The 20717-nt window shown below is 51.3% G+C and carries 18 protein-coding genes; 1 reads left to right on the plus strand and 17 read right to left on the minus strand.

Features of this window, described 5'->3' with window-relative positions; genetic code table 11:
- Window position 1: 1 nt before the first annotated feature.
- Complete coding sequence (locus tag HH1059_RS12850; RefSeq protein ID WP_096406772.1) at window positions 2–1402, minus strand: cytochrome ubiquinol oxidase subunit I; 1401 nt, start codon at window positions 1400–1402, stop codon at window positions 2–4.
- Window positions 1403–1476: 74 nt separating this feature from the next.
- Window positions 1477–4245: a DNA polymerase I gene (gene polA / locus HH1059_RS12855; protein WP_096406774.1), complete on the minus strand. Its 2769-nt coding sequence runs from the start codon at window positions 4243–4245 to the stop codon at window positions 1477–1479.
- Between the two features lie 180 nt (window positions 4246–4425).
- On the opposite strand from polA, the gene HH1059_RS12860 reads away from it, so the two are divergent.
- Window positions 4426–5145: an LOG family protein gene (locus HH1059_RS12860; protein WP_096406777.1), complete on the plus strand. Its 720-nt coding sequence runs from the start codon at window positions 4426–4428 to the stop codon at window positions 5143–5145.
- Between the two features lie 139 nt (window positions 5146–5284).
- Here HH1059_RS12860 and uvrD read toward each other — a convergent pair whose 3' ends face one another.
- The 15 genes from uvrD to HH1059_RS12935 all read right to left on the minus strand — a co-directional run bounded on the left by uvrD (window position 5285) and on the right by HH1059_RS12935 (window position 20679).
- The gene (uvrD, locus tag HH1059_RS12865; protein WP_096406780.1) at window positions 5285–7483 is read right to left on the minus strand and encodes a DNA helicase II; all 2199 of its coding nucleotides are present in this window, start codon (window positions 7481–7483) and stop codon (window positions 5285–5287) included.
- A gap of 84 nt (window positions 7484–7567) precedes the next feature.
- Complete coding sequence (glmS, locus tag HH1059_RS12870; protein WP_096406782.1) at window positions 7568–9397, minus strand: glutamine--fructose-6-phosphate transaminase (isomerizing); 1830 nt, start codon at window positions 9395–9397, stop codon at window positions 7568–7570.
- 2 nt (window positions 9398–9399) lie between these two features.
- Window positions 9400–10227 carry a universal stress protein gene (locus tag HH1059_RS12875; protein WP_096406785.1) on the minus strand — a complete coding sequence of 276 codons (828 nt, stop codon included), beginning with the start codon at window positions 10225–10227 and terminating at the stop codon, window positions 9400–9402.
- Between the two features lie 9 nt (window positions 10228–10236).
- A complete protein-coding gene (glmU, locus tag HH1059_RS12880) occupies window positions 10237–11673 on the minus strand; it encodes a bifunctional UDP-N-acetylglucosamine diphosphorylase/glucosamine-1-phosphate N-acetyltransferase GlmU (RefSeq protein WP_096406787.1) in 1437 nt (478 codons plus the stop codon).
- 15 nt (window positions 11674–11688) lie between these two features.
- Window positions 11689–12111: a F0F1 ATP synthase subunit epsilon gene (locus tag HH1059_RS12885; RefSeq protein WP_096406790.1), complete on the minus strand. Its 423-nt coding sequence runs from the start codon at window positions 12109–12111 to the stop codon at window positions 11689–11691.
- Between the two features lie 12 nt (window positions 12112–12123).
- The gene (gene atpD / locus HH1059_RS12890) at window positions 12124–13500 is read right to left on the minus strand and encodes a F0F1 ATP synthase subunit beta (protein WP_096406793.1); all 1377 of its coding nucleotides are present in this window, start codon (window positions 13498–13500) and stop codon (window positions 12124–12126) included.
- A gap of 59 nt (window positions 13501–13559) precedes the next feature.
- Entirely contained in the window at window positions 13560–14423 is an 864-nt protein-coding gene (gene atpG / locus HH1059_RS12895) for a F0F1 ATP synthase subunit gamma (RefSeq protein WP_096406795.1), read from the minus strand.
- Window positions 14424–14486: 63 nt separating this feature from the next.
- Window positions 14487–16028 carry a F0F1 ATP synthase subunit alpha gene (atpA, locus tag HH1059_RS12900; RefSeq protein WP_096406798.1) on the minus strand — a complete coding sequence of 514 codons (1542 nt, stop codon included), beginning with the start codon at window positions 16026–16028 and terminating at the stop codon, window positions 14487–14489.
- Between the two features lie 12 nt (window positions 16029–16040).
- A complete protein-coding gene (locus HH1059_RS12905; RefSeq protein WP_096406800.1) occupies window positions 16041–16574 on the minus strand; it encodes a F0F1 ATP synthase subunit delta in 534 nt (177 codons plus the stop codon).
- A 14-nt stretch (window positions 16575–16588) separates the two neighbouring features.
- Complete coding sequence (locus tag HH1059_RS12910) at window positions 16589–17059, minus strand: F0F1 ATP synthase subunit B (RefSeq protein WP_096406803.1); 471 nt, start codon at window positions 17057–17059, stop codon at window positions 16589–16591.
- Window positions 17060–17114: 55 nt separating this feature from the next.
- A complete protein-coding gene (atpE, locus tag HH1059_RS12915; protein WP_476702734.1) occupies window positions 17115–17465 on the minus strand; it encodes a F0F1 ATP synthase subunit C in 351 nt (116 codons plus the stop codon).
- Window positions 17466–17504: 39 nt separating this feature from the next.
- Complete coding sequence (atpB, locus tag HH1059_RS12920; RefSeq protein ID WP_096406806.1) at window positions 17505–18305, minus strand: F0F1 ATP synthase subunit A; 801 nt, start codon at window positions 18303–18305, stop codon at window positions 17505–17507.
- A 44-nt stretch (window positions 18306–18349) separates the two neighbouring features.
- The gene (locus tag HH1059_RS12925) at window positions 18350–18790 is read right to left on the minus strand and encodes an ATP synthase subunit I (RefSeq protein WP_231901963.1); all 441 of its coding nucleotides are present in this window, start codon (window positions 18788–18790) and stop codon (window positions 18350–18352) included.
- Between the two features lie 144 nt (window positions 18791–18934).
- A complete protein-coding gene (locus tag HH1059_RS12930; protein WP_096406808.1) occupies window positions 18935–19846 on the minus strand; it encodes a ParB/RepB/Spo0J family partition protein in 912 nt (303 codons plus the stop codon).
- Window positions 19847–19881: 35 nt separating this feature from the next.
- Window positions 19882–20679, minus strand: a complete 798-nt coding sequence (locus tag HH1059_RS12935; RefSeq protein ID WP_096406811.1) for a ParA family protein — start codon at window positions 20677–20679, stop codon at window positions 19882–19884.
- Window positions 20680–20717: the final 38 nt, after the last annotated feature.

The following is a 20717-nucleotide window of genomic DNA, read 5'->3' on the forward strand; positions in this document are numbered from 1 at the left end:
TTTACCTCTGCTCATTTTCCTCAAAAGGAATATTTACTAGCGACATCGGCCTTGAGGGGGCCACCTCAGTGGACGCATATTTATCTACACTTTCTGGGCCCTTAACCACTATGCGCGAGAGGTAGTAAATGCCAGCCGAAAAGATAATCGCATAAACGGCGACATAACCGATTAGCGTAGCGAGCACCATGCCGCCGGTAAGGGACGGCGTGACGCCCTCCGCCAAGGTCATGTGCTGATACACCAGCCACGGATAGCGGCCGGTCTCGGTTACGAACCAACCGGCAAGCACGGCAATAAACGGCGCCGGGATCATCCACTGCAAAACCCTCTGCAATCCCCGACTTACGAAGAGTCGCCCGCGGATACGCAACCACAAACTCCAGACCGCTATGGCGATCATTATTACTCCAATAGCCAACATCACCCTGAAAGACCAAAAGACCACTCCTACCGGTGGCCTCTCATCTGCGCTGACCTCCTTTAGTCCGGGGACTTCGCCATGCCAATCATGGGTTAGGATAAAGCTCGCCGCGTTAGGAATACCTACACTGAAGCGATTTTCCTCGGCCTCGGAGTCCGGCCAAGCAAAAAGGTAGAAGGGGGCGCCCTCACGCGTCTCCCAGTTACCTTCCATCGCTGCGACTTTGATCGGCTGTTGCTCAAAAGTGTTCAGGCCGTGCAAGTCGCCGACGAATGCTTGTGCCGGAGCAGTAAATAGGATCATCCACAGCGCCATTGATAGAGCTCTGCGGTTAGCTTCCTCTTCTCTCTTGCGCAGCAGGTAATATGCGCTTACCCCAGCTACGACAAAGGCCCCGGTGAGTAACGAAGCCACAGCCACGTGGGCGAAGCGATACCAGAGTGACGGGTTGAATATGGCCTCAATCCACGAAGTCACATAGAAGATACCGTCGCGCAGTTCGAATCCTGCCGGGGTGTGCATCCACGAATTGGCGGATAGAATCCAGAACGATGAAATAAACGTACCGATAGCCACCATGCATGCGGCGAACAGATGGGTGCCTCGCGGCACTCTATCCCGCCCAAATAGCAGTACACCAAGAAAAACCGCCTCCATAAAGAAGGCTGTCAGCACCTCGTAAGAGATAATTGGTCCGATGAAATTGGCCGCAGCAAAGGAGAATTCACTCCAGTTAGTACCGAACTGGAACGACATTACGATGCCGGACACAACCCCCATGCCAAATACGACCGCGAAGATCCTTGTCCAAAACTCCGAGAGCTGTCGGTAGATAGGGTCGTCGTTGCGATACCACTTGGCCTCCAGGAAGGCGATGTAAGCGGCAAGTCCGATTGTGAACGCCGGGAATATCGCATGAAACGAGACCACGAAGGCGAACTGCAGACGGGACAGAAAAACTGGATCTAAGACTTCCATTTTAGACTTTTCACCGTTAATTAAGCTTGTTCAAGGGTAGCTAAATTTCCCCCAATATGCATCCGAGAGACCACTCAGTGAGCCTCATCCCAGTCTCTACCAACCCCTATCTCGACCTCCAATGGCACGGTTAGGGCGCCTTGATCAGCGGCCGCCATCAACTTCTGGACTCGTTTGCTAACTGGCTCTATCTGTTCCTGCGGTATCTCTAGTACTAGCTCATCATGTACCTGCATCACCATGTGCACTCCAGGGTACTTATCACTCAGCATGGCATCCACATCGATCATAGCCTGCTTTATGATATCTGCTGCAGTCCCCTGCATAGGTGCGTTTATTGCGGTACGCTCCGCATATTCGCGGCGCTGGCGATTACGACTGCTGATTTCAGGCAAATAAAGACGACGGCCAAAGACTGTCTCAACGTATCCCCTCTCGCGTGCCTGCTCGCGGGTCTTTGCCATAAATTCACGCACTCCGGGATAGCGCTCAAAATAGCGGTCGATATACAGCTGTGCCAATTCACGCTCAATATTCAGTTGACGACCTAGCCCCCACGCCGACATGCCATAGATCAGGCCAAAGTTTATTGCCTTCGCTGCGCGGCGCTGCTCATCACTCGGGTGCTCCACCCCAAATACCTCAGCAGCGGTGCTACGGTGGATATCCTCCCCGGCAGCAAACGCGCGCTGCAAGCCTTCATCCGCAGATAAATGCGCCATTATGCGCAGCTCTACCTGGGAGTAATCGGCCGTAACCAGCGAGTATCCTGGCTCGGCTATGAAGGCTTGTCTTATTTTTCGCCCTGCCTCACTACGAATGGGAATATTCTGCAGGTTAGGGTCAGATGAGGATAGTCTACCTGTAGCCGCAACCGCCTGATGATACGAGGTATGAACCCTGCCGGTTTGCGGGTGAATCAGGCGCGGTAGCTTATCTGTGTAGGTCGATTTGAGCTTTGCCCAGCCGCGGTGCTCGAGTATTAGACGCGGTAATTCGTAGCCCTTATGGCGGAGCTCTTCTAAGACAGCCTCGGCTGTGGAGGGCTGTCCTTTCGGGGTGCGATGCTCAACCGGCAAGCCCATGCGCTCGAAAAGAATCTCTTGAATCTGTCGCGGCGAGTTCAGATTAAACTCTTCTCCAGCTTCGCTGTGAGCTAAGGACTCGACCTCCGACATACGCTCAGCTAGCTCTTTGCTTTGCTCGCCGAGCATTTCCTGGTCAACCTTTACCCCGCCTCTCTCCATGCGCGAGAGCACCGGAACAAGCGGCATCTCTAATTGCGAAAAGACATTAAACAGGCTTGGCTTATCCTTAAGTCGCGGCAGTAGTTTTTGGTGCAAGCGCAGCGTTATATCCGCATCTTCTGCGGCATAATCCTTTGCTTTGTGGACATCAATTGAGGCAAAAGGCTTCTGCTTGGCCCCTTTCCCACACAAGTCTTCGTATGTCGTTGTTGATACGCCAAGATACTTCCACGCTAGGGAGTCCATGTCGTGGCGGGTTGCCGTTGAGTCAAGCACATATGATTCGAGCATGGTGTCGTATGCAACCCCGCGCAGATCTATTCCGTAGCGGGCCAAAACGCTCATATCGTACTTTAGGTTCTGGCCGACCTTAAGTTGATTATCGTCCTCAAGCAGAGGCCGCAGTCGTGCTAATACATAATCGAGAGAGAGCTGCCTTAGCTGTCCCAATGTTGAATCATAATCATGTGCTACAGGTACATAAGCTGCCTGGTGGGGCTTAACTGCCAGAGCAAAACCGACTATTGCTGCATCCATATAGGAGAGTGAATCGGTCTCCAAATCAAAGGCAAAGGCCTCTGCTTCTTTCAGGCTAGCAATCCATACGTCCAACTCCTGCTCATCAGTGACAAGCTGATAGTCTGGCGACAAATCTTGTTCACTTGATGTTTGGTTAACCCCATGCTTCTGATTACCCGCAGACTCGGGGCCCTGCTGCATATCCGCTTTAGCATTATGCTCAGGGCTGTCGGGTTCCAGCTCCTTTAACAGCCGGCGCATTTCATAGCGCCGGTAGAGTTCTCTCAAGCGCGAATTATCAGGGGACTGGCGCAGCAGTTGGGGAGGTGATACATCAAGATCTAGATCACAACGAATAGTAGCCAGATTGACCGATAGCTCAAGCTCATTAAGGTGAGCCCGCAGACTCTCGCCTACCTTGCCTTTGATTTCGTCGGCATTTTCGCGCAATGCAGCAATATTGCCGTACTCTTGCAGCCACTTCGCGGCCGTCTTCTCACCAACTTTGGGAATGCCAGGTATATTGTCCGACTTGTCGCCGACCAGGGCTAGGTAATCGCGCACAGCCTCGGGCGGCACGCCAAACCTCTCTTCAACGCCCGCAGGGTCAAGCCTTCTGCCAGTCATTGTATTGAGCAAGGTTACTCGCTCATCAACAAGTTGAGCCATGTCTTTATCACCCGTAGAGATAAGAACCGGACCAACAGAGCGCCTAGCCAAGGTGCCAATGACATCGTCAGCTTCAACGCCAGCAACTTCTACAACAGGGATTCCCAATGCACTAATTATCTCCTTAAGGGGATTAAGCTGAGAACGGAGTTCATCCGGCATGGGCGGCCGATGTGCTTTGTATTGTTCGAATAGATCATCGCGAAAGGTGCGCCCTGGAGCGTCGAAGACAACGGCAATATGTTCATCAGCCTCCTCACTGAGCAGCTTGTGGAGCATATTAACAACACCGTAGAGCGCCCCTGTGGGTTCGCCACTGCTGTTACTTAGTTGTGGCAGTGCATAGTAGGCTCGATAGAGATATGAGGAGCCATCTACCAAGACTAGTTTTTTATCTCTTACACACATCGGTTTGCCTTAAGTTGCAGTGGTTGAGTATTTCGATGGCTTTAGGGACCACGCATAATGGAACCCCTAAGACACCCCCAGAGCCGCTTAGCTCCCCCCATCTTCGTTGGATGATAACAACACCCATGAAATATTGGTTATCATAGGAACTGGACAGACAAAAAGAACATGAGTCTCTTTATGGATATCAAAAAATTCGATCACCAAGATAGATCTTCTACCAACGGAACGCTGATCCGCGAGTCCTGGAAGATCTTCCAGATCATTGCTGAGTTTGTCGAAGGTTTTGAGAGGCTGTCATCTATTAAACCCTCGGTAAGCGTTTTCGGGTCAGCCCGTGTGCCCCCGAGCAGTCCCTACTACAAACTCGCTGAGGATGTTGCACGGCAACTATCGGATGCAGGCTTCTCAGTCGTCAGTGGTGGTGGCCCAGGGATTATGGAGGCCGCTAACAAGGGAGCTCAAGCTGGCAAATCGCCAAGCATAGGGCTAAATATTGAACTGCCACGGGAACAGGTAGCCAACCCGTACCAGGATATTGCTCTTGATTTCCGTCACTTTTTCTCGCGCAAGGTGATGTTCGTTAAGTATGCATCGGCCTATGTTGTCCTCCCGGGGGGATTCGGCACACTCGACGAATTAGCCGAGATTTTGACCTTGGTCCAGACCGGTAAAACTCCGAAGATACCTATAATACTCGTGCACCGGCCGTTTTGGGAAAAGCTGATCGACTGGTTTAAAGAGAACTTGGTAGCCGAGGGGGCCATAGATCAAGAGGATATGGAACTGTTCCAGGTAATTGATGAGCCGCGCGAGGTAGTAGAAGCTATCTTCACTTTTTACGAGGACCGCGGCTTTGAGCCTTCATCACGTGAACGTGAAATACTGCTTGATCTCTGAGCCCTGGTCTTGACGTAGCCCTGGTGCGAGTGGATTAGGCAAGCCTCACTTGTAGGAGTCACAGCGCCTACGACAACTAGGTGAGAGGCTGGAGAGTGGGACGTGTGCACCCCTCTTAAGTTTAGGCATTCTAACTTGCTTAGTTCATAACCTCGAGCTTGGCGAACCCAGCAACCAGCCACTTCGTGTCCCCCCCATCAAATCTAACCTGCAGGCGAGCGTTATCGCCTCGCCCTTCGCTGGACATTATCACTCCCTCGCCAAACTTCGAGTGGCGAACTCTACTCCCTATACTAAACCCCTCTGGTGGCTCATCGCTAAATTTTGGTGAAACGGGTGAAACGCTAGCCTGACGTGTATCACCACTATCACGCAGTCCATCATTTCGGCTAACCCGCATATGCGGCCGGATTAATTCGATATAACGATCCGGTATCTCGGACAAGAATCTTGACGGACTCGTCATCTGATCCCGCCCATGCAAGCGGCGGCGCTGGGCATGGGTTAATAAAAGCCTTTGCCGCGCCCTTGTCATGCCCACATAACACAGACGCCGCTCTTCCTCGAGCCGAGCTGAGTCTTCTCTAGAAAGATAATGCGGGAACAGCCCCTCTTCCATGCCGGCTAAAAAGACGACCGGAAACTCCAGTCCTTTAGCAGCATGCAAGGTCATCAGTTGGACAGAGCGCTGCCAATCGTCCGCTTGTGCTTCTCCCGCCTCCAGTGCTGCATGGGTCAAAAAACTAATCAGTGGGTGCTGATCTGTTTCGATATTCTCATCGCTTTGTTGAACAAAGCTGCGAGCGGCTGTCACCAACTCATCAAGATTCTCCAGCCGGCTTTCATCTCTGCTGTGGTGATTGCGCAGTCCTGTTGAGGATATAGCATGCTCAACCTGGTGATGCAGTGGTTGTTCCTTGACCCGGTCTTCCAGTTCATCCAGCAGATTTATGAAACTAATTAGTGCATTGCGCGCCCTGCCCGAGATGCTTTGAGTAACAATCAAATCGCGCGTTGCCGACCACAAACTCTGTGCGCTCTCGCGGGCGTAGCTGCGCACAATTTCCATAGTCTTAGCACCAATACCGCGTGGCGGGGTAGCAACCGCCCGCTCGAAGCTGCTGTCGTCATGGCGATTGATAGTAAGACGCAGGTAAGCCAGGGCATCCTTTATCTCGGCGCGTTCAAAGAAGCGCAACCCGCCATAGACTCGATAAGGTATGCGTTGAGCTACTAACGCCTCCTCAAATGCCCTTGATTGGGCGTTGGAGCGATATAGAATGGCAAAATCACCAGCATGATAGTCCCCTTCTTGAATCTGCGCGCGTATCCGCTCAACTACCCAGCGTGCTTCATCGACCTCATTGAAGGCTGAATAAAGTGTTATCGGTTCACCACTAGCGCCCTGGGTCCAAAGGTTCTTGCCAAGCCTGCTTGCATTACAGGCTATTAAGTCATTTGCTGCCGATAGAATAGTTGCGGTCGACCTGTAGTTCTGCTCCAAGCGCACAACTGCCACATCGCCCATCTCCCGGCAGTAACGCTCAATATTCTCAACGCGCGCTCCGCGCCAACCATATATAGACTGGTCATCATCACCAACAGCAAAGACCTCTGAGTTTGGCCCGGCAATTAGCTTCAGCCAGCGATATTGCAGACTATTGGTGTCCTGCAACTCATCGACAAGAATATGTTGAAAGCGTCTCCGGTAGTGTTCTAGCAGTTCCTGGTCGAATCTTAGCAACTCGTAGGCGCGCAGCAGTAGCTCCCCAAAGTCAACCATCCCTGCACGCTGGCATGCCTGCTCATAGTCGGCATAAATAGCGAGCATTTCATCCGCTATATCGCCATTCCCGGACTCTATATCACGCGCCCGTAGCCCCTCATCTTTGCGACTGCTAATAAAGTTGCGTACCTGGCGCGGCGGATAGTTCGATTCGTCATTGCCACGGCTACGCAATATGCGCTTTACCATGCGCAGTTGATCATCAGAATCAAGAATCTGGAACCCTTCCGGAAGATCTGCTCGATCGGCGTGCTGGCGCAACAGGCGGTGGGCAATACCATGAAACGTTCCAACCCACATGCCAGCTGTGGCTATGCCAAGCAGGCTGCCTATGCGCCCCCGCATCTCACCAGCCGCCTTGTTGGTGAAGGTTACAGCTAGAATCGAGAAGGGCGAGGCCCCCTGGGCCGCAACCAGGTACGCTGCCCTCCTGGTTAGCACCCTTGTCTTGCCGCTACCTGCACCGGCAAGCACGAGGGTTCTCCCAGCATCAACACAAACAGCACGCAGCTGATCATCATTAAGGTCACTGAGCAGATCATCCAGATCCATTTTTTTACCTACCTTGGCAAGTTTGGTTGACGAATATCAGGCACCGATCGACTATCTTCGTTTTGGTGTCCTAATCCTGACTTATCACTCCACTGTGACTGATTTAGCAAGATTGCGCGGTTTATCTACATCGGTACCACGCAAAACAGCAACATGATAAGCAAGCAACTGTAGTGGAATGGTATGGATAATCGGTGAAATGGCTTCAACGGAGGCAGGTACAGAAACAACGTTGAAACCGCCAGAAGATTTCAGCGAGGTGCTGTCATCGGCAAACACGTACAGTTCACCGCCGCGGGCCCGAACTTCTTGGAGATTGGAGCGTAGTTTGTCGATAAGGTCGTCTTGCGGAGCAACTGCGACAACCGGCATATTTTCATCGACTAAGGCTAGAGGACCGTGTTTAAGCTCTCCCGCAGGGTAGGCTTCGGCGTGGATATAGGATATCTCTTTAAGCTTAAGCGATCCCTCAAGGGCTACGGCATAATGAGCACCCCGGCCTAAAAATAGGGCGTGCTGTCTATCAACGAAATGCTCCGCAAGCTTGGCGACACAATCTTCCGTTTCGAGTACGCGCTCAACGGCACCGGGTAATTGCTGCGCTGCAGACACCAGTTCGAGTTCACTCTCTTCCCGTCCCTGACGGCGCGCAAAAGCGGCGACAATTAACAATAATGCAGTTAATTGAGTAGTGAATGCCTTCGTAGATGCAACGCCTATCTCTGGACCAGCTCGAGTCAACATGGCCAAGTCCGCTTCACGAATAAGCGAACTCTCGGGCACATTACAAATAGCTAAAACCCCAACATACCCCATGTTGCGCGCTTCGCGCAGCGCTGCAAGTACATCGGCTGTTTCCCCTGATTGGGAGATAACCAATAACAGCGTGCCTTCGTCTACTGCATGAGCCCGGTAACGAAACTCACTAGCTACCTCGACATCACACGGGAGTCCAGCGTACTGTTCAGACCAATAGCGAGCAATCAGGCCTGCGTGGTAAGAAGTGCCGCAGGCAACAATTTGCAGCCTTTTGGCTTTATCTAGCAATTCCCCAGCCCCAGGTCCAAACGCTGACTCCAGGACTCGCCCTGAGGAATAACGACCCTCAAGGGTGTCGCTTATAGCAGCTGGTTGTTCATGTATCTCTTTATGCATGAAGTGGCGGTAGCCACCTCTTTCAACTGCCTCTGGACGCAGTTGAGACTCTTTTACAGGACGCCTAACTACACTACCATTCGAATCGTAGATGATTATTTCATCGCGGTGCACATCAGCAATGTCACCTTCTTCCAAGAAGATGAATTGATTTGTGACCGGCAACAAGGCTGTTACATCAGACGCTACGAAGTTTTCGCCAATACCTACTCCAACGACCAGTGGACTCCCCTTACGACAGACCACTAGTCGCTGTGGGTCATGCTTGGATATTACCGCAAACGCGTAAGCCCCCTCTAGGCGTGGCAACACCTGCTCAACAGCCCCTAGCAAATCGTCCGATTCACTGAGTCTGCTCTGAATAAGCGCAGCAGCCACCTCGGTGTCTGTCTCTGAGGCGAACTGGTACCCGGCACTTATCAGTTCATCGCGCAGGGCTTCGTAGTTCTCAATAATTCCATTGTGGACCAGAGCCAATTGTTCATTGGCCATATGGGGGTGGGCGTTTTCATGGCTTGGCTCACCATGCGTAGCCCATCTGGTGTGCGCCACGCCCACATTTCCCATTGGTACTGCGGGGCCTAAAGCTCCAACCAGATCAGCCACTCGTCCTGCGACCCGTGTTCTCTTAAACTCTCCGTCAGGGTCAATTAGTGCTATGCCGGCCGAATCGTAGCCTCGGTACTCGAGTCTGCGAAGGCCTTCCAGCAGTAATGGGGCCACATCTCGTTGTGCACATGCTCCTACGATGCCGCACATATCTAGCGCTGCCAGATTCCTTGTTCATTTGGAACAAGCAGAACTGAGCAGGGACAATTGCGACATATTTGCTGCGCAGTGTAACCGAGTGCCATCTCCCGTCCCGGCCCGGATCCTCGTTTGCCTGTTATCAGCAAACTGACATTTTCTTTCTCGACCACCTTGCGAATTACCCTGGCGGGAGTGCCGGACTCTATCCTAGTAGTGACTTCAACTCCTTGTTCTTTGGCTTTATTAGCTAGTTTTTCAAGTTGTTCTTGACCTTCTACCCTTTTATCTTCCTCAGTTACATGCAGGATATAAAGCTCTCCGTGGCTTTTACCAATGTCAAGAGCAAGGTTTTCTGCTGCCGCCGCTTTGGGGGAAAAATCAGTCGTCAGCATTGGGCGCGTAAATACTTCCCCGTGCGATACGGTATTGGGATCAGGGTGAATTCGCTCCATAAGCACCGGCAAGGCGGTTTGCCGAGCCAATTCGAGCACTGTTGAGCCGTGGTAAAACTCACGCAGTAGCCCCTCTCCGCCAGACCCTAGCATAATCAACTGGGCACCGTAGCCACGTCCAATTTTGGCCAATTCGGGTGCAGGAAAACCTACTGGCTGCTGTATATCTACTTTAAAGCCAGCCTTTTCAAGGTCATCCTGCTTTTGCTGTAGCCGTCTTCTAGCCTCTTCCCGATGTGATTCACTCAGATCATCTGGATCATCGATGCGCAGCACATCGACTAGTGTGAACTGTTTGGCTCCGAATTTTTGCAACTCAGCCAATGAATCCATCAACGGCTGGTGTGGTGACTCGTAATGAACCGCTACCACTGTATGATCAAACATAACAGCTCCTTATTCAGAGGATCGGTTAGAAGGCCGTTCGCTAATCAGCCCATCTTCCGCGGAATTTTCGTCATTCTTTGATCCAGGCCGCTGCCATCCTGAAATACTCTTCTGCCGCGACCTTCCCACTGTCAAGCAATTTTGTGGGGCATCACGGGTCAATGTTGTTCCAGCCCCTATGGTCGCGCTCGAGCCGACATTCACAGGTGCCACTAATTCAGTACCTGAACCGATGAACGCACCATTACCGATGATAGTTTTATGCTTATTAGCTCCATCGTAATTGCAGGTGATCGTCCCCGCACCAATATTAACCCGAGTTCCTACCTCAGCATCCCCTAAATAGCTTAAATGGTTTGCCTTCGATCCTTCACCGAGCTGAGCAGCTTTAGTCTCAACAAAATTCCCGACTCTCGCTTTATCATCTAGAACAGTCGCGGGACGAAGGTGGGCAAATGGACCAACCTGACAGCGTCTTCCTATCTCTGAGTCTATAATTACTGAGTAAGGCTCGATGGTTGTATCGTCCCCAATTATGCTGTTACGCACAACAGAACCAACGCCAATTTTGACGCCATTGCCTAGCACCACATCTCCTTCCAGCAAAACATCGGCATCTATCACGCAGTCCATACCAAACTCTACAGTTCCACGGATGATAACTCTCTCTGGTGCTGGCAATGCCATTCCTGATCGCATCAGTTCGCTACGTTGTCTACCTTGCCAAATTGCTTCAGCTTCTGCGAGCTGTTCAAAATCATTGACGCCCGCCACCTCTGTAGCTGCAGGAACACAGTGGCCGCGGACTTCATAGCCACTATTGGCTGCCATCGAAACGATATCCGTTAAATAATATTCGCCTTGGGCATTTTCTGAGGATAGGTTACTCAACCACATTTTAAGTGCTGCAGCTGGAGCTGCTAGGATACCAGTATTTACCTCTCGGATAGATTTTTGCCCATCAGAGGCGTCTTTTTCTTCAACAATACCCTCAATCCAGACGTTTTGACAGTCACGAATGATACGCCCATAACCGGAAGGATTTTGTAGTTGTGCAGTAAGCAGACTTACAGAATTGGACGGATCTTGAAGAAGGGGTAACAAGGTGGAAGGGGTAACCAGCGGCACATCCCCGCAGAGTACCAGCACCCTTTGGGAATCAGAGATAAATGGAAGGGCACAAGCCACGGCGTGGCCCGTGCCTAGTTGCTCGTGCTGCTCGACCCAATTCAGTTGAGCAGATTTGATTTCCTTTTTGACCTCGTCTCCGCCGTAGCCGTAAACAACATGGATGCTACTTGGATCGAGAGCATATGCAGTATCCAGAACATGGCTGAGCAGCGGCCGCCCGGCTAGCCGCTGTAGCACTTTAGGCCTTTCAGAACGCATCCGCGATCCCCGTCCTGCAGCCAGCACGACAACCGCGGTTGACACGTCCGAATTCATGCCACGTTTCTCAACTTAGCGCTTTGCCTTCTTTCTAAGGTTTTCAAGCGCGCGCAGCTGTGCCATAGCCTCAGCCAGTTCGGCCTGGACTTGGCCGTAATCGATCTCATCCTTCTTCGACTGCAGCATCTCTTCTGCTCGCCGCTTCGCCTCAAGGGCTGCTGCTTCATCAATATCACGGGCCCTAACCGCCGTATCCGCCAGAACCGTTACTTGATGAGGCTGAACCTCTAGCAAGCCACCTGATGCGTAGAAGAAGAACTCTTCATCGTCCTCTAGTACTAGGCGAAGTTCACCAGGACGCAACCTCGTCAACAAGGGCGCGTGTCGAGGTGCGATACCGACATCACCTTCTACCGCAGGTGCGATAACCATCTTCGCATCGCCCTCGTAGAGCTGCTCTTCAGCGCTAACTATATCTACTCGGAGTGTACTCATGACACCCTCATATTATAAGTTCTTGGCCTTTTCGGCGGCCTCTTCGACGGTACCAACCATGTAGAAAGCCTGTTCTGGCAGATGGTCGTACTCGCCATTGAGAATCGCCTTAAAGGATGAGATTGTATCTTTCAGAGGCACGTATTTACCCGGCATGCCAGTAAAGACCTCAGCAACGAAGAACGGCTGTGACAGGAAGCGTTGAATCTTACGGGCACGTGACACAGTCAGCTTATCATCCTCAGAGAGCTCATCCATTCCAAGGATCGCTATGATGTCTTTGAGCTCCTTGTAGCGCTGCAGTACGCCCTCAACACCACGGGCCACATCGTAATGATCCTGCCCTATCACAAGAGGATCGAGCTGGCGTGACGTTGAATCAAGCGGATCGACAGCCGGGTATATACCTAGCTCAGCGATTTGTCTGGACAGCACTACCGTTGCATCCAAGTGCGCAAAAGTGGTCGCTGGCGACGGGTCGGTAAGGTCGTCTGCCGGAACATAAACGGCCTGCACCGAAGTAATTGAGCCGGTCTTGGTCGAGGTGATGCGCTCCTGAAGCTTACCCATTTCCTCTGCCAAGGTAGGCTGATAACCAACAGCAGACGGCATTCTTCCGAGCAGCGCAGAGACCTCCTGACCTGCTAGAGTGTAACGATAGATGTTATCGATAAACATCAATACGTCACGGCCCTCATCGCGGAAATACTCAGCCATGGTCAGGCCAGTCAACGCCACACGCAGACGGTTACCCGGCGGCTCATTCATCTGACCATAAACCAGCGAGACCTTATCTAGGACATTGGAATCCTTCATCTCGTGATAGAAGTCATTGCCCTCACGTGTGCGCTCGCCAACGCCAGCAAACACAGAATAACCAGAGTGCTCGATGGCAATATTACGGATCAGCTCCATCATGTTGACTGTTTTGCCAACACCAGCGCCGCCGAAAAGCCCTACCTTGCCACCTTTGGCAAATGGACAAAGCAGATCAATGACCTTTATTCCGGTTTCCAGCAGTTCCTGCCCGCCAGCCTGATCTTCGTAGCTAGGTGCCTTGCGGTGAATTGACCATTTGTCCTCGGTCTTAACCTCACCAGCATCGTCAACCGGGTTGCCCAACACATCCATAATTCGGCCTAGCGTGCCTTGGCCAACTGGGACTTTTATCGGGTTACCCGTACTCGACACCTGCTCTGATCGCTTGAGGCCATCTGATGACCCCATTGCGATGGTTCGCACAACGCCATCACCTAGCTGCTGCTGAACCTCCAGGATCAGGCCCCGCTCGTCGACAACAAGGGCGTCATTTATCTTCGGTACCTGGTCGCGCGGAAACTCCACGTCGACGACCGCGCCAATCACCTGAACGATCTTTCCAGCGCTCATTCGGATCCCCTCAAATTGCTTCCACGGACCTCGGGTCCGCACGTGATTAAAAATCGTGGTTAGACTGCTTCAGCGCCGGCGACGATCTCACTCAACTCCTGTGTGATCGCAGCCTGACGTGCCTTGTTATAGGTAATTTGTAAATCATCGATAATCTGTTCGGCATTATCAGAGGCGCTCTTCATGGCAACCATTCGTGCAGCCATCTCGCACGAGATATTCTCAACGACGCCTTGGTAAACCTGAGATTCGACATACCTACGCAGAACATCATCGAGCAAAGATGCCGCATCGGGCTCATAGATGTAGTCCCATTTCTGCAGCATTTGCTCGTCACGAACAGGCTCTACAGGAATTAGCCTCTGCACTGACGGTTTCTGGGTCATTGTGTTGACAAACTTATTACTGACCAAGTTAACTCTGTCAACTTTACCGTCAACGTATGCATCGAGCATGACCTTTACCGGACCGATCATTTGTTCCAGATGTGGCCGGTCGCCAAGATCCCTTACCTGCGCTGGCATGCTTATCCCTAACCGCTCGAAAAAGCCGACTCCCTTCGCACCAAAGGGGATTACATCAGCCTCAACCCCTTCCTTTTGCCATGCCTGCAGATCTTTAACGACACTCTTGAATAGGTTTACGTTTAATCCACCGCAGAGGCCACGATCTGTTGAGATAACAATATACCCAACACGATTAACTTGCTCTCGCTCAACCAGAAAAGGGTGCTGGTAATAAGGATTTGCCTCTGCTAGGTGCCCAATGGCCTGACGAATTTTCTCCGCATATGGCCGGCTCGCCTCCATCCGCTCCTGAGCACGGCGCATCTTGGAGGCCGCAACCATCTCCATAGCATTGGTGATCTTCTGCGTATTTTGAACGCTCTTGATCTTGGTTTTGACTTCCTTACCGCCGGACATTTATCACCTCATGATCGCGATGGAGGCTACGGTGGGCTATGAAAGGCCCACCTACAGCAACTTTTACCATGTGCGGTTTTTCTTGAACTGCTCCATGGCCTGCTGCATACCCGAGTGGATCTCGTCGTTATAATCACCAGTCTCGGTTATCTTTTGCAGCAGCTCGCTATGCTCTGAACGCAGATAATCAAGCAGTGCCTTCTCAAAGCGTACTACTTCATCTAATGCTACGTCGTCGACATAGCCCTCATTTCCAGCAAACAAGACAAACGCCATTTCACCAACACTTAACGGCTGGTATTGCGCCTGCTTCATCAGTTCCATCGTCCGCTGGCCCCGTTCAAGCTGAGCACGAGTTGCTTCATCAAGATCTGAGGCGAACTGTGCAAAAGCCGCTAACTCTCGATATTGCGCGAGTGACAGCCTAACGGTGCCCCCAAGCTTCTTAATAACCTTAGTCTGAGCCGACCCACCTACTCGTGACACCGACAAGCCGGCGTTAATCGCTGGCCTAATACCGGAGTTAAACAGATCAGTTTCTAAGTAAATCTGACCGTCAGTAATAGAGATAACATTGGTCGGCACGAACGCTGAAACGTCGCCTGCTTGCGTTTCAATAATGGGAAGCGCGGTAAGTGAGCCCGTCTTTCCTTTAACCTGTCCGTTGGTTCGCCTTTCAACTTCTTCAGCATTGATCCGGGCTGCCCGCTCAAGTAACCGGGAGTGGAGGTAAAACACATCACCTGGGTATGCCTCCCTTCCGGGCGGCCGCCGCAGCAACAGCGACACCTGCCTATAGGCCCAGGCTTGCTTGGTTAAGTCGTCATAGACAATCAGTGCATCCTCGCCACGGTCCCTGAAGTACTCGCCCATCGCGCAGCCGGCATAGGCAGCTATATACTGCATCGCTGCTGAATCAGCCGCTGGTGCAGACACTACAATGGTGTTTTCCATTGCGCCGTGTTCTTCAAGTTTCCTTACTACGTTCGCAACCGTTGAGTTCTTCTGACCAATCGCAACATAGATACACTTAATCCCGCTATCTCGCTGATTAATGATTGTATCTATAGCAACAGCGGTTTTACCGGTCTGCCTATCACCAATGATTAGCTCACGCTGTCCCCGACCAACAGGAACCATCGAATCGATTGCTTTTAACCCTGTCTGAACCGGCTGGTCTACGCCTTGGCGGGTAATAACACCTGGGGCAACTTTCTCAATCGGTTCCGTACCTTCCGATTTAATAGGTCCCTTACCGTCTGACGGGGCGCCAAGGGCATCAACGACACGCCCTAGGAGTCCTTCGCCAACAGGTACCTCCAATATCCTCCCGGTGCACTTGACCGTATCCCCCTCGGATATATGCTCATACTCACCGAGCAGTACGGCGCCAACCGAATCACGTTCCAGGTTGAGAGCCATGCCGTAAGTATTACCAGGGAACTCAAGCATTTCGCCAAACATGGCGTCAGCCAAGCCGTGGATTCTGCAAATCCCGTCACTTACACTGACTACTGTGCCTTCGTTCCGGGCTTCTGCTACAGCATCGAAACTCTCTATGCGACGCTTTATTAGCTCGCTGATCTCCGATGGATTGAGTTTCATTGTCCTACCTCGTCAATAAACCAGTGCGCTCGAAAGGCGGGCCAGCTTACCTTTTACCGAACCGTCAATCGTCGTATCTCCAGCCTTAATCACCGCGCCGCCGATCAGTGATTCGTCGACACGAGTTCGCAGCTCGATTTCTTTTCCTACGCGCTGACGCAGTGCTTCAGATAGCCGCTTTTGTTGCTCGTCTTCAAGGGCCTTGGCCGTTACTACTTCCACCGAAATCCGATTTTCAGCCTCGGCACGAAGGGTTTCGTAAATACGATATACCTCCTCTGCCAGACCTAAGCGCCGGTTTTCGGCAAGCAGGTGAACAAAGTTCTTTTCTTGCTCACTGAGCTCTCCGAGCGCTTCAGTCACGATTCCAGCCAATTGGCTTGCCGAGATGCTCGGATGATCGAGCAGTGGTTGTAACTGCTGGTCTTGCACTAGCGTTGCCAGCGCAGAGAGTCCCTCCGCCCATTTCTTCCGCTCAGTACTATCCCTAGCTAGCTCGAAAACGGCACGTGCGTATGGTCGAGCTAATGTGCTGCGCTCCGCCATGTGGCACTACCCCCTTAAAGCTGCCGCGCCATTTGATCTATAAGATCAGAATGTGTCTTAGCATCAACCTCGCGTTTGAGGATCTGACTGCTCGCTTGAATCGCAAGCTGAGAAACCTCTTTACGCAGATCTTCTCGTGCTCTCTGAACTTCTTGCTCAACCTCATCGCGGGCAGCGGCTAGTATGCGTTCTGCTTCTGAACGCGCGTCAGCCCGAGCTTCTTCAATCATCTCCTCTTGGCGTCTGTTAGCCTGGTTGATGATTTCGGTAGCCTGCTGACGAGCATCGCGGAGCATCTCATCGACCTCCGCTTTTGCTTTATCAAGTTCTTGCTTACCGCGCTCACCAGCTGCCAAACCGTCAGCAATTTGCTTCTGTCGATCAGCCAGTGCCTTCTGTATCGGCGGCCATACAAACTTCATCGTGAACCAGACAAACAGCGCAAAGCTGATCATCGGCCCCCAAAATGTGGCACCAAAATTCACGATTTCACCTCCGTTCGAGCTGCTTAGGCTTCACAGCCCCCGCTGATGTTATCAATCAGGAGAGTTGGTTTTCGTCATTAAGACGCAGCTCAATCGCTACCTCTTCCCCTTCATTTGCAAGTTCATTCCACTTGTCTTCAACCGGCCCCAAGAACGGGTTGGCAAAGGTGAAGAACAGAGCGATACCAACACCAATCATTGCTACCGCATCCAGCAAGCCTGCCACTAAGAACATTCTTACTTGCAGCATCGGGGCCATCTCTGGCTGCCTTGCTACCCCCTCCAAGAATTTGCCGCCGAGCAAACCAAAACCTATACCAGTGCCAACAGCGCCACCGGCGATAAGGATACCAACTGTCAGGGCAGTGCTCCCCTGTACGCTAGCAAAAAGTTCTGCGAGTTCCATTTCTATCCTCCTGGGTTATCAGGATCAAAGTTAATCAATCTAATGTTCTTCATATGCCATGGCCAGATAGACCACAGTCAGCATCATGAATATGAAGGCTTGCAGTGGGACAACCAAGATATGGAATATCGCCCACGGCGTTCCAAGCGTCCACTGAATCCACCACGGCAACAGTGAAATCAGGATAAACACTAGTTCAGCAGCGTAAAGGTTACCAAACAGTCGCAGTGAAAGTGAGACAGGTTTGGCAACGAATTCAACGATATTCAGTACTAAGTTGAACGGGGCCATCCACGGGCCTAATGGGTGGGTCAGAAAGCTCTTGAGAAAACCGACCACGCCATGTCCCATCACGCCATAAATAATGATCAGTCCCAAAACGCTGAGGGAAAGACCGAAAGTAAAATTCAAGTCTACGCTAGGCAACACTTTCCAATAGTCCACACCTATCGCGTACATGATACTAGGAACCATATCGATAGGTATCAGGTCCATTAGGTTGGAGAGGAACACCCAGCAAAAGATGGTTAGCGCGAGTGGAGCAATGACTTTGCTCTTAGCGTGGAATGTCTCCGACACAGTCTTCTCGATAAACTCAACCATCGTCTCGACGAAGTTCTGCAACCCCCCTGGTACACCCGGGGTAGCGCGCCTAGCTCCAAGCCAAAAGATATAGCAAAACAGGGCGCCAAGCCCTATCGACATGATCAGGGTGTCTAGATGCAACGTCATGAAGCCGGTGGCATCAGAGTCTATTACACCCTCGCTAAGATCCAAGCGCAGGTTGGTCAGGTGGTGCTGGATGTACTCCGTCGCGTCGAACTCGTTGTCGGCGCTCATGGCAATCTTTGCTCCCCAGTTGTCGGGTACCGCGCGCGAGTGCGTCAGGTACGGAGGGCTCCCAATAAGATGAGCCAGTAACTAAACAGTGCGGCCGTAAATGTCGTTATTAGCGGCACAAACTCGCCGCCGAACCACTGGAGCGCGATGATAAACAGAGTCGCTGCAAGAATCAACCTCACTATTTCACCAACGTAGAATGCCCGAACAACCTTTCTGGGCGCAGTACCGGGTCTGTTGGAGAATACTTTAATAGCATAATAAAGTGTCGGAATGATTGCGATTAGCATGCCGGCGATACTTGCAGCAGCAGCCGTGGTTGAATAAATCAACCATAGCGCGCTCAGTGTCAAACCGATCGCTGTCTGGGTCCCAATGAGTCGACCGCACACCCGCCAGGCATTTGCGTTCGACTTCCATACACCCTGTGGTTCGTATGCTTCGTCTAATGATTCGCTGTTGCGCAGCTCTTTCCTAATAGGCATAACCCCTCGGAGTTTGGGCGTACTGACTTTCTATGTCAAATTGAATCTACCATACTGATCGCGCAAGCTTCGCGTATTTAATGTTCTGGCTGAAGATTCATAAATAGTACTGATTGTCAATATTGTTTATTCTTTGGTTCATTATTAGTTAATCCTCCCTAATATCCCATCAAGTTCCTCAAGGCTACTGTATCTGATAACAAGCCTCCCTTTTCCCTTACGCTTACTATGCATGATATCTACCTCTGTTCCCAGTTTTTCCGTCAGCTTTTCTTGTAGTCTTTCAACATCTGGGTCTTTGTTTGCTGCCTCACCCGCCTTTGATTCTTCGCTATTACTCTCTTTCTTTGCCGCCAGCATCTTGCGAACCAGTGACTCCGTCTGACGAACAGTCAGGTTGTCCTTTACCACTTTTGCGGCTGCCTCACTCTGCTCCCTTCCATGCAAACCAGCAATCACTTTTGCGTGTCCAACATCTAGTGCAGATTCCATAATTAGATTTTGTACATCGTCGTTCAAATCTAATAAACGCAATAGGTTTGTGATGCTTGTGCGAGACCTCCCTACTGCCTCCGCAGTCGCTTGATGTGATAGGCCAAACTCATGGATCAAGCGCTGTAATGCGTGAGCTGCCTCTAAAGGATTTAGATCCTCCCGCTGAAGATTTTCGATCAGCCCTACAGCTATCGCTGCTTCGTCAGTTATCTCCCTAACTATCACCGGGACTGTATCCAGACCCGCAAGTTGAGCTGCGCGCCACCGGCGTTCACCTGCAATAATCTCTAGCGTGTCTCCATCATTTCGGGGGCGGACCACAAGAGGTTGCAATACCCCTTGAACACGTATGGAGTCAGCCAATTCTTCTAAAGCATTCTCATCAAAGGCACGCCGCGGTTGGTACTCTCCACGATGCAATAGATCTATTGGTGCTTCACGCAGCGTATCGTCTGCACGTACACTCTCCTCAACATCCTCATCAATCGCATCATCTTCTCCCTGCTCTGCACTCAGCAACGCATCTAAACCCCTACCCAAGCCGCGTTTTTTACTTCCCATTTGCTTCAACTCCCTGAGTTGTACCTTCCAATTTATCAAGCAGATTCGGTTTTCTGTCTTGTATCTTTGGTTCGTTTACGCCTCTCCATCTCTGTAGCCAGTGCCATATATGCCAGTGCTCCACGAGAGGCACGGTCATAAACCTGCACCGGTAAACCATGGCTAGGAGCTTCAGCTAACCTCACGTTACGTGGAATAACCGTCTTATATAGTTCTGCCTCAAAGTGATTGCTTAACTGTTCACCTACCTGTGTTGCTAGGTTATTCCTGGCGTCATACATGGTTCGCAGCAGTCCCTCGATTACTAAAGATTTATTAGCGTTCGCCTGAACACCTTTTATGGTATTTAGAAGAGCCGTTAGCCCTTCCAACGCAAAATACTCGCACTGTATCGGAATCAGAACACCGTCGGCAGCAACTAGTGCATTAACTGTAAGAATATTCAATGAGGGTGGGCAATCAATAAGCACATAATCATAGCTTCGTGAGCATGTATTAAGAGCACGTTTCAATCGCTGTTCCCGCTCTTTTTTTTCCAATAGTTGCACTTCTGCTGCCGTAAGATCTCCATTTGCTGGTAGTACTGAGAAGCCTCCACTCTTGCCATAGATAATCGCCTCATTAGGGGCCGTATAATCCATCAGCACCTCATAGGCCGATTTCTCAACTTCGTCCTTATCAATCCCGCTGCCTACCGTGGCGTTACCTTGCGGATCAAGGTCTACTAATAAGACCTGCTTTCCGTTAAAGACGAGTGATGCGGCTAGATTAACGCAAGTAGTGGTTTTGCCCACTCCGCCTTTCTGGTTGGCTATTGTGATAATTCTGGCCATAAGGCCCTCCAGATTGATATATTTTTAGGCTTGGAAGT

It is taken from the genome of Halorhodospira halochloris (assembly GCF_002356555.2).
Lineage (GTDB): Bacteria > Pseudomonadota > Gammaproteobacteria > Nitrococcales > Halorhodospiraceae > Halorhodospira > Halorhodospira halochloris.